Source organism: Thioclava sp. FR2 (assembly GCF_051200875.1).
Taxonomy (GTDB): Bacteria; Pseudomonadota; Alphaproteobacteria; order Rhodobacterales; family Rhodobacteraceae; genus Pseudotabrizicola.
Window position 1 is genome coordinate 3083226 of sequence record NZ_CP195191.1, and the last position, 9746, is coordinate 3092971.

A 9746-nucleotide genomic window follows, 5' to 3' on the forward strand; every position below is an offset into this window, starting at 1 on the left:
ACTGCTTATAATTGGTAGATCCGATTGACGCGCCCCACCACGCGGCCATCGCTCAGGGCAAATCCGGGGTCGGAGCTTGCGTCTGTAAATCCGATCCGCGCGTAATAGGCCAGCCCCGGCACATTATCGGCACGGATCGAGGCGTGAATGTCGGCAAGTCCCGCCTGGCGCGCCAGATCCACCGTCATTGCAAACATTGCCGCACCGATCCCCTTTGCATGGGTCTCGGGATCGACAAAAGACCCGATATGCGCATCGCCCTGCCACCAGCCGATGGCCTGCCAGCCAAGGATCGTATCACCCTCTTCTGCCACGACCGAGGTGATGCAATCTGGCCCGTCGATGTAATCCCGCCGAACCGTCGCGGCCGATTTTGCCACCTCATGCGCGGTCGTGCCGCCAATGGCGATGATGCGGTTCAACAGGGCCGCCATCTGGCCCCCATCCTTGACCTCGGCCCTGCGGATGATCACTTCACAAAGTCCTCGGCGTCATAGCCTTGCAAGTACAATAGCGCCGTCAGATCGCCGTGGTTCACCCGCACCGAACATTGGGCCTGAACCGAAGGCTTTGCATGCAGGGCGACGCCCATTCCGGCACGGTTCAGCATGGCCAGATCATTCGCACCATCGCCCACGGCCACCGCGTCTTCGGGCGTGATCCCCAACCGGGCCGAGATTTCGTTCAGGCTGTCCAGTTTGGCCTGTTTGCCAAGGATCGGCATGGCCACCTCTCCGGCCAGCGTTTCGCCATGAACCAGCAGCGTGTTGGCGCGGTTCTCGTCAAAGCCCAGAACCGCGGCGATCCGCGCCGTGAAAGAGGTGAAGCCGCCTGATACCAAGGCCGCATAGGCCCCATTGGCCCGCATGGTGGCCAGCAGCACCTTGCCCCCCGGCATCAGGGTGATGCGGTCGCGGATCACATCATCAATGACCGAAACCGGCAGACCCTTCAGCAGCCCGACCCGTTCGCGCAGTGCGTCCTCAAAATCCAATTCGCCATTCATCGCGCGTTTTGTGATGTCGGCGACATAGGCCCCGACACCGGCCTCGTCCGCCAATTCGTCGATGCATTCCTGCTGAATCATCGTCGAATCCATATCGGCAATCAGCATCCGCTTCTTGCGCCCCTGTGCAGGTTGCACGGCCAGATCCACCTTCAGCGCCTGCAATCCGCCCCAAACCTCCCACAGATTCGCGGGCATGGCCTCCAGCGGAAACTCTGCCGCCACGCCGGGGTTCAGCCATTTCGCGTCACCCCCGCCCCAGGCATTGCGCAGCGATTCAACGGTGACACGGTCCAGAACAGGGGTTTCGGGGTTGGTCAAAAGTGTAGCGACAAACATCAGGTTTCCGATCGTGAACAAGGCGCGTCGTTTTCAGGGGTAGATGCGACGCTTTAGCCTCATTTTCCCGCTTGTGCCAGATCAGGTGCCCATATATCCACAGCGGCGGGACACCCTTCCCCAACGAAGGGCATATATCTGGAAGGATACCAGACATGGCAATGACCGCCCCGGCACAGCGCCCGGCAAACCCGCGCTTTTCTTCTGGCCCCTGCGCCAAGATCCCCGGTTACTCCCTTGATATGCTTGCTGATGCGCCCTTGGGCCGCTCGCACCGTGCCGCTGTTGGCAAGGCCAAGCTGAAAGAGGCGATTGACCTTACCCGTGAAATTCTCGGCGTCCCCGCCGATTACCGCATCGGCATCGTTCCCGGCTCTGATACCGGCGCTGTCGAAATGGCGATGTGGACGATGCTGGGCGCCCGCCCGGTGGAAATGCTGGCTTGGGAAAGCTTTGGCGAAGGCTGGGTCACCGACGTTGTGAAACAGCTGAAGCTGGATGCCACCGTCAAAAAGGCCCCCTATGGCCAGATCGTTGACCTGACCACCGTCGATTTCAACTCTGATGTCGTCTTTACCTGGAACGGCACCACCTCGGGTGTCCGCGTCCCGAATGGCAATGCCATCCCGGCCGACCGTCAGGGCCTGACCATCTGCGACGCCACCTCGGCCGCCTTTGCAATGGACCTGCCGTGGGACAAGCTCGATGTCGTGACCTTCTCCTGGCAAAAGGTGCTGGGCGGCGAAGGCGCGCATGGCATGCTGATCCTGTCGCCCCGCGCGGTGGAACGGTTGGAAACCTATACCCCCGCATGGCCGCTGCCAAAGGTCTTCCGCCTGACCTCGAAGGGCAAGATTTCCGAAGGCATCTTCGTGGGTGAAACCATCAACACGCCGTCGATGCTGGCCGTTGAAGATTACCTTGTCACTCTGAAATGGGCCAAGGCCATCGGCGGCCAAAAGGCGCTGATCGCCCGCGCCGAAGCCAATGCACAGGTCATCCACGATTTCGTGGCCGCGCATGACTGGATCGCCAACCTCGCCGAAGACCCGGCCACGGCCTCGACCACCAGCGTCTGCCTGAAATTCACCGATCCGCGCATCACTGACGGCGCCGCCTTTGCCAAGGCCATAGCCAAGCGTCTGGAAAAAGAGGGTGTCGCCCTTGATATCGGCGCCTATCGCGATGCCCCTGCAGGCCTGCGCATCTGGTGCGGATCGACGGTAGAAACCGCCGATGTCGCGGCCCTGATGCCTTGGCTGGAATGGGCGTTCGAGGCGGAAATCGCCGCCCTTGCCGCTGCGGCCTAAGATCATTCGGCGGGGCGACAGGCCCCGCCACCCCCCATATCCCCAAAGATACAAGGAGCCCGAGCATGGCCCCCCAAACCAAACCGCGTGTTCTCGTTTCCGACGAACTTTCTGAAACCGCCGTCCAGATCTTCCGCGACCGTGGCGTCGAAGTCGACTACATGCCGAAACTTGGCAAAGACAAGGAAAAGCTGGCTGAAATCATCGGTCAATATGACGGTCTCGCCATCCGCTCGGCCACCAAGGTGACCGACAAGCTTTTGGCCAATGCCACCAACCTCAAGGTCGTGGGCCGCGCCGGGATCGGCGTCGATAACGTCGATATTCCGGCCGCCTCGAAAAAAGGCGTGATCGTGATGAACACGCCCTTCGGCAATTCGATCACCACTGCCGAACATGCCATCGCCATGATGTTCGCCGTTGCCCGCCAGCTGCCCGAAGCATCGGTTTCGACCCACGCTGGCAAATGGGAAAAGTCCAAATTCATGGGCGTTGAACTTTTCAACAAGACCCTTGGTGTGATCGGCGCCGGCAACATCGGCGGCATCGTCTGCGACCGCGCCGTTGGTCTGAAAATGAAGGTCATCGCCTTCGACCCCTTCCTTTCGGAAGAACGCGCCAAGCAATTGGGCGTGATCAAGGTAGAGCTGGATGAACTGCTCGCCCGTGCCGATTTCATCACCCTGCACGTCCCGCTGACCGACAAGACCCGCAACATCCTGTCGCGCGAAAACCTCGCCAAGACCAAAAAAGGCGTCCGCATCATCAACTGCGCCCGCGGCGGCCTGATTGACGAAGCCGCGCTCAAGGATGCACTGGATGCGGGCCATGTCGCTGGCGCTGCGCTCGATGTGTTCGAGGTGGAACCCGCCACCGAAAACGTGCTGTTCGGCCATCCGAACGTGGTCGTAACCCCGCACCTCGGCGCCTCAACCAACGAAGCGCAGGAAAACGTCGCCCTGCAAGTCGCAGAACAGATGTCGGACTATCTCCTGACCGGCGCCGTGCAAAACGCGCTCAACATGCCCAATGTCAGCGCCGAAGAAGCCGCCGTCATGGGCCCGTGGGTGAAACTCGCCAGCCATCTGGGCGCCTTCATCGGCCAGATGACCGAAGAGCCGATCAAGGCCATCAACATCCTCTACGATGGCCGCGTAGCCGACATGAACATCGCCGCGCTGAACCAGTCGGTGATCGCGGGCGTGCTCAAGGCACAGAACCCCGATGTGAACCTCGTCTCGGCTCCGGTCGTGGCCAAGGACAAGGGCATCCAGATCTCGACCACCCGTCAGGACAAGTCGGGCGCCTTCGATGCCTATATCAAGGTCACGATGGTCACCGACAAGCGTGAGCGTTCGGTCGCGGGCACCTGCTTCTCCGATGGCAAGCCGCGCTTCATCCAGATCAAGGGCATCAACATCGACGCCGAAGTCGGCGAACACATGCTCTACACCACCAACGAGGACGTGCCGGGCATCATCGGCCTTCTGGGTATGACCATGGGCAAGAATGGCGTGAACATCGCCAACTTCACCCTTGGTCGTTCCGGCGTGGGCCAGGATGCGATCGCACTTCTCTACCTCGATCAGGCGATCGACCCGAAAGTCGTCGACACGCTCGAGGCCACCGGCATGTTCCAACAGGTCAAGCCGCTGCATTTCGAAGGCGCCTAAGGAAAAAGGGGAGGGCATCCAGCCCTCCCCGTCAAAATTGCGTCCGGCCAGCGGTTCGCAAACGCGAACCCGCCAACTTACCCTACTGCGTCGTCACCGAGACGGTGGGCGACGCCAGTGGTAGCGAACATGTTCGACCGTTTCGTAGCGGACGCGCGTATAGTCCCGCACCCGTACGGTTTTCCGTCCTACGATCCTTCGTTCCATGACAACCTCCTTTTATGAGGGTTGAAAATGGTGAGGCCCCATGCGATACTTTCTTTCGATGTATAGTATCATGGGCCTCACCGGCTCCTGCCGCTAGAACGCCAATCAGGTAACGACTGATTGGCGTTTTTGTTTTCCTGCGACCCGCGCGGCGGACGGACAGGATGATTGGGTATCTTCAAAACGGCACTCCAGCTGAATTTCTCTGTAAGAAGATACGCGGATCGGCCGCTTGCGTCAACGGATTGGTGCAAAATTGCGCCATATGCAACGAATTCTGTTGATGAAATTCGTATTCATGATAGAAGTATTTGCAATCGGAGGGGCGTCATGGACATCGCGGCGAGATTGAAATTGGAAGAAAGCAAGCTACTTCAAAGGCTTGCGGAGGTGCGTGCGTTGATTGATGAGCAAAGGCAGTTGCAAGCACGTATTGACGCTGCGCTTGGAGGCAACCGTGAATATTCTGATGATCCTGACGTTCAAACCACTAGATATGGCCACGTAGATGAAGGGATGACCGAATCGGGTCAGTCATCAGGCACAAAAAGGCGCCGCTCGGTTTCCTCGGAAGTACGTCAGTTTGAGGAAATCGTTACTGAAATTCTGTCGTCTGCTTCTCGTCCGCTAAACCGTAATGAAATGTACGATGCAATTTTGCAGCGTGGGTTGCCTATCGTGGGGGCGACTGACGCAGACAAGAAGAATACTCTAGGGTCTCGATTGACGCGTATGCCGGGCGTTGAGAATGTAAATTTGCGTGGCAAACGGGGGTATTGGCTGAAATCGCGTGTAATTGGCGAAAGTTCTGATCCTAGAGAACAATGAACCTGCCTTCGTCTGTTCATGAATATGTCCCGGAGGCTTCGTTGACGTGAAGTCCCTCGCGCGACTTGCTGCCGCAAGACCCGGTCGCAAACAGGCGATTTCCGATCCGTTCCGCGCAAGATATTCTCCGAAAAGGCCCTCACCTTTGCCGCGAAGATCCGCGAAAGGCGCGCGCCATGTCTCATGCCTCCCTTCTCGACACGGCCCTTGCGGCGATATCCGATGTCTATGCTGCCGAGGACCGTGCAGCAGCGCGGGAAACGGCCCGCCAGCTTCGGTTGGCAATGGGTTGCCCTTTCGACACCGCGCATCAGCCCTGCAGCCTTGATGCCGAAATTCGTGCCTGCCTTGCGTTCTCGACCCTGCCGGTGGCACAGGCCATTCTTGCCGCCCAGGATTTCATCCCCTGGGGCATCAATCCCGTTGCGGGCCTGATGACCGAACAGGCCGCAGCGATGGTTGCGGTCTGCACCTTGCTTGATCCCGATGGCCCGATTGTCAGCCCGGATTTCCGCCTTGGCCTTCTATACATGCGCCCCGGTTCTTACTATCCCTTGCATGACCATGACGCCGACGAAACCTATGTTCTGATCGCCGGAAGCGCGCTCTGGACCGCGGGCGATGACCGCCGCTGGCGTCATGCGGGCGAAGCCATTCACCACCCCTCGCACATGCCCCACGCCTTCCGCACCGGCGATACCGGCTTTGTCGCGCTTTGGCGGTGGAGCGGTGACATCAATAACCATTCCTACCGCTTCCTTCCCGACCCCTAGGCAACAGGGTTCTGACGGTCTTGTGACCAAGGGTTGCAACGGGTTGCCCCTTGCATCGCCATCCCGTAACCATCGCCCGTAGCAGCGGCCACCAAGGCCCAAGCCAGCGATAAAAGGGGGCAAGCGATGCGCGCCTATGCCATTGGCGACATTCACGGCCATATCGGCCTCTTGCACGGCGTGCATGAGCTGATCGCCCGCGATATGGCCACGCATGGTCCGGCGCAGGTTGTCCATGTGGGCGATCTCGTGGATCGCGGCCCTGACAGCCGCGCCGTCATCGACTTTCTGATCCAAGGTCAAAACGAAGGGCAAGACTGGGTCGTGCTGAAAGGCAACCACGACCGCATGTTCCGCCGGTTTCTGAACGACCCGAACGAGCCCGAGCCGGGTTTGCGGCCTGATCTGTCTTGGCTGCATCCGCGTCTCGGCGGGCCAGACACGCTTGCCTCTTACGGTGTCCATGCGCCGGGCGACCGTCCTGTCGCGCCGGTTCATGCCGATGCCATTGCCGCCGTTCCGGCCGCGCATGTGGCATTTCTCGACGGTCTGAAAACTTCGCACCAAATCGGCGATCTGCTTTTTGTCCATGCGGGAATTCGCCCCGGCATCCCGCTGTCAGAACAGGACGAGAATGACCTTGTCTGGATTCGTGCGGCCTTCTTGGACCATACCGAAAGCCACGGACCGCTGGTCATTCACGGCCATACCGCCATCGAAACGCCGACGCATTACGGCAATCGCGTGAACATCGACAGTTCCGCCGCCTATGGCGGGCCGCTTTCGGTGATCGTGCTGGAAGGGCGCGAGGTGTTCCATCTGACCCCACAAGGCCGAATTCCCCTGCGCCCTCAGGGTTGACGGGCCGAGACGGCAGCCAAGAGAAGAACAAGCAGGGTCATAAGGCCCAGATACTTCCGGTCTTGCCGAAACAGATGGTCCGTCAAGAACACCTTCGGGGCAGATAGCGCATCTCTTGGGCCGGGAAACATCTTGCCGGTTCTCAGACGAAGCACACCCGCCAGCCTGAACAAGGCCCGAAAGGCCAGGAACGCCCAGACCGCAAACACGACCCCGATCATGCCCAGCAGGATGATCCGGGCTGGGGTCATCTCTGGCACCCCAATCGCAAGTTCGTATCTGGTCGCAGGCTCGTCATAGGCCCAGTCTGCCCGAGCCACGCAGTTCGGGCAAGCGCAGTCGCACAACCAGCCCGGCCCCCGCTGCCCCGGCGGCCGCGATGATCAACACAAGGAACAGTCCTCGCCCACCAATCTCATCCAACAGGCCGCCCAGCAGAATGGGCGCCAAGATGCCTCCAACCAATCCGGCGGCGATGATCGTTGCCGGGGTCTTCGGGTGGTCGCCCATGACCTTGCTGGCCGACACATAGAAACTTGGGAAATAGAGCCCCGCAGCCAGACCGATGATGACGAAGAACGGCCCGGGAGAAACGATCAGGCCCAAGGACAGACAGGCAACCGAAAACAGCATTGCGCCAATATAAAGGGTGAACGGGGCGACCAGATGCGCAACCAGCACCAGCCCGACCCTTGCGCCCAGAAAGGCGGTGAAAAAAGCGCTCAGGTGCTGCGCTGCCGACTCTTCACTTAGCCCCAGATCAATCAAGGCGGTTGGCCCCAACCCAATCAGGCAAGCTTCAAGCCCGATCCCGACAACGGCGAAAAGTTGCAGGGCCAGATGCGGATGAAACTCGGCAACCACAGTCTCGGCACTGGCCGATCCGGTCCGGCCGGCGGGACCAGCCCCAAGCCAGATCGCAATGGCCATGACGGTGACCAATCCAAAGGTTTGTGCGGGGTTCGACCCCATCCAGACAAAGATCAGCGGGATGGCAATAGCCCCGATCCCGAAGCTGGCGTTCAAAAGGCTCAACATGGCGGTGCCCTTGTCGCCAAAGGCGCGCAAGATGCGCGGGTTGAACACCACCGTTGCCGCGCCATAGCCGGCCCCAAAGACAAGCGCGCCACCAAAGGCGCCAAAGCGACCCGGCCCAAAGGTCACAAGGGCGGCACCCAAGGCCATCGTTGCAATCACATGGCGCGGAACAACACGGGTTCCGGCAAAATACATGAAGCCAACGCCAATCGCGCATCCGATCCAATGGGCGCTGACCAGCCACGCCGCAGCCGCCATCGACAGATCAAGGTTGCGCGCAAAAGCGGGCAGGGCTGGCCCATACAGTGACTGCCCCGCGCCCATCATCACAAAGGTCGCAACCCCTGCCGCCAACAAGCCGAAATTCGCCCGGATCAGTTCTTTCATTTCGGCCTCTGGGAAAATGTTTGCGCTATCTCTCTGCCTGCTGCGACGCAGTGTCAATCGACGCCACGTCATCTCCCCAAGTCGTTGTTCAGCCGCTACACTCGCCCCCAGATTCAGGAGGCTTTCATGACCGATATCTTCATTCTTTCCGGCGCACGCACGGCCATTGGCACCTTTGGCGGGGCCCTGTCGGGCATGGCCCCCATTGATGTGGCGACCCATGCCATCAAGGCCGCAATCTCCCGCTCTGGTTTGGACGCTGGCCAGATCGAACACGTGGTTATGGGCCACATCATCAACACCGAGCCGCGTGACATGTATCTGTCCCGCGTTGCGGCCATGAATGCCGGCATCCCGGAATCGACCCCGGCCCTGAACGTCAACCGTCTTTGCGGGTCGGGCGCGCAGGCTGTCGTGTCGGCGGCGCAGCACTTGATGCTGGGGGATTGTGAGATTGCCCTCGCCGGTGGAGCGGATTGCATGAGCCGCTCTCCCTATATCCTGCAAACCGCCCGTTTCGGTCAAAAGATGGGGGACACCAAGGCGCTGGATATGATGACCGGGGCACTCACCTGCCCGTTCGGCACCGGCCATATGGGCGTCACGGCTGAAAACGTCGCGGCCGAACATGACATCAGCCGCGCGGCACAAGATGCCTTTGCGCTGGAAAGCCAAAAGCGCGCGGCCGCGGCCATCGCCGGGGGCCGTTTCGTTGAACAGATCGTTCCGATTGAAATGCAGGGTCGCAAGGGCACCGTGGTCTTTGACACCGACGAACATCCAAAGTCGACAACGCTAGAGGCTTTGGCGGGCCTGAAGCCGGTCTTCAAGAAAGACGGCACGGTGACGGCAGGCAATGCCAGCGGGATCAATGATGGTGCCGCTGCCTTGGTTCTGTCGCGCGGTGTGCCGGCAGGGGCAAAGGCGCGGGCGCGGCTTATGGGCTATGCCCATGCGGGCGTGGACCCAAAGGTTATGGGCGTCGGTCCGGTGCCAGCGGTGCGCAACCTCTGCGCCAAGCTGGGGATGAAGCCGACAGACTTCGATGTTGTCGAATCGAACGAGGCTTTTGCCGCACAGGCCATCGCGGTGAACCGCGAACTGGGTCTCGACCCGGCCAAGGTTAACCCCAATGGCGGCGCGGTCGCTTTGGGTCACCCTGTGGGGGCAACCGGCGCCATTCTGGTCGTCAAGGCCATGCATGAACTGGAACGCACGGGCGGAAAGACGGCTCTGATCACCATGTGCATCGGCGGCGGTCAGGGCATCGCTTTGGCGATCGAACGGGTCTGATCCTGAAAATTCCCGGCACCCCCTGTCTGCA

The 9746-nt window shown here is 60.3% G+C and carries 10 protein-coding genes; 6 read left to right on the top strand and 4 right to left on the bottom strand.

Translation table 11 applies throughout. From position 1 onward, the window contains the following. Window positions 1–5: 5 nt before the first annotated feature. Complete coding sequence (locus tag ACSBLW_RS14775; RefSeq protein ID WP_435257366.1) at window positions 6–473, bottom strand: GNAT family N-acetyltransferase; 468 nt, start codon at window positions 471–473, stop codon at window positions 6–8. Next, window positions 470–1345 (bottom strand): phosphoserine phosphatase SerB, encoded by an 876-nt coding sequence (gene serB, locus ACSBLW_RS14780; RefSeq protein WP_435260126.1) that lies wholly within the window; start codon window positions 1343–1345, stop codon window positions 470–472. The genes ACSBLW_RS14775 and serB overlap by 4 nt, the downstream gene beginning before the upstream one ends. A gap of 155 nt (window positions 1346–1500) precedes the next feature. On the opposite strand from serB, the gene ACSBLW_RS14785 reads away from it, so the two are divergent. The 5 genes from ACSBLW_RS14785 (at window position 1501) to ACSBLW_RS14805 (ending at window position 6997) form a co-directional block, all read left to right on the top strand. After that, window positions 1501–2655: a phosphoserine transaminase gene (locus ACSBLW_RS14785; RefSeq protein ID WP_435257367.1), complete on the top strand. Its 1155-nt coding sequence runs from the start codon at window positions 1501–1503 to the stop codon at window positions 2653–2655. 65 nt (window positions 2656–2720) lie between these two features. Beyond that, on the top strand, window positions 2721–4328 hold the full coding sequence (gene serA / locus ACSBLW_RS14790; protein WP_435257368.1) for a phosphoglycerate dehydrogenase: 1608 nt from the start codon (window positions 2721–2723) through the stop codon (window positions 4326–4328). Window positions 4329–4865: 537 nt separating this feature from the next. Continuing rightward, complete coding sequence (locus ACSBLW_RS14795; RefSeq protein WP_435257369.1) at window positions 4866–5363, top strand: hypothetical protein; 498 nt, start codon at window positions 4866–4868, stop codon at window positions 5361–5363. A gap of 176 nt (window positions 5364–5539) precedes the next feature. Continuing rightward, window positions 5540–6136: a dimethylsulfonioproprionate lyase family protein gene (locus tag ACSBLW_RS14800; protein ID WP_435257370.1), complete on the top strand. Its 597-nt coding sequence runs from the start codon at window positions 5540–5542 to the stop codon at window positions 6134–6136. A 126-nt stretch (window positions 6137–6262) separates the two neighbouring features. After that, window positions 6263–6997 (top strand): metallophosphoesterase, encoded by a 735-nt coding sequence (locus ACSBLW_RS14805; protein ID WP_435257371.1) that lies wholly within the window; start codon window positions 6263–6265, stop codon window positions 6995–6997. Here ACSBLW_RS14805 and ACSBLW_RS14810 read toward each other — a convergent pair. Together ACSBLW_RS14810 and ACSBLW_RS14815 are read right to left on the bottom strand one after the other, a co-directional pair. Then, complete coding sequence (locus ACSBLW_RS14810) at window positions 6988–7317, bottom strand: hypothetical protein (protein ID WP_435257372.1); 330 nt, start codon at window positions 7315–7317, stop codon at window positions 6988–6990. The genes ACSBLW_RS14805 and ACSBLW_RS14810 overlap by 10 nt on opposite strands. Further along, window positions 7292–8422, bottom strand: a complete 1131-nt coding sequence (locus ACSBLW_RS14815; protein ID WP_435257373.1) for an MFS transporter — start codon at window positions 8420–8422, stop codon at window positions 7292–7294. The genes ACSBLW_RS14810 and ACSBLW_RS14815 overlap by 26 nt, the downstream gene beginning before the upstream one ends. A gap of 126 nt (window positions 8423–8548) precedes the next feature. Between ACSBLW_RS14815 and ACSBLW_RS14820 the strand changes: the two genes are divergently transcribed. Continuing rightward, the gene (locus tag ACSBLW_RS14820) at window positions 8549–9715 is read left to right on the top strand and encodes an acetyl-CoA C-acyltransferase family protein (protein WP_435257374.1); all 1167 of its coding nucleotides are present in this window, start codon (window positions 8549–8551) and stop codon (window positions 9713–9715) included. Window positions 9716–9746: the final 31 nt, after the last annotated feature.

Coding starts and splice junctions, on each gene's coding strand:
- serB (WP_435260126.1), bottom strand. CDS start 1,345: ATGTTTGTCGCTACACTTTTGACCAACCCCGAAACCCCTGTTCTGGAC.
- ACSBLW_RS14785 (WP_435257367.1), top strand. CDS start 1,501: ATGGCAATGACCGCCCCGGCACAGCGCCCGGCAAACCCGCGCTTTTCT.
- serA (WP_435257368.1), top strand. CDS start 2,721: ATGGCCCCCCAAACCAAACCGCGTGTTCTCGTTTCCGACGAACTTTCT.
- ACSBLW_RS14795 (WP_435257369.1), top strand. CDS start 4,866: ATGGACATCGCGGCGAGATTGAAATTGGAAGAAAGCAAGCTACTTCAA.
- ACSBLW_RS14800 (WP_435257370.1), top strand. CDS start 5,540: ATGTCTCATGCCTCCCTTCTCGACACGGCCCTTGCGGCGATATCCGAT.
- ACSBLW_RS14805 (WP_435257371.1), top strand. CDS start 6,263: ATGCGCGCCTATGCCATTGGCGACATTCACGGCCATATCGGCCTCTTG.
- ACSBLW_RS14815 (WP_435257373.1), bottom strand. CDS start 8,422: ATGAAAGAACTGATCCGGGCGAATTTCGGCTTGTTGGCGGCAGGGGTT.
- ACSBLW_RS14820 (WP_435257374.1), top strand. CDS start 8,549: ATGACCGATATCTTCATTCTTTCCGGCGCACGCACGGCCATTGGCACC.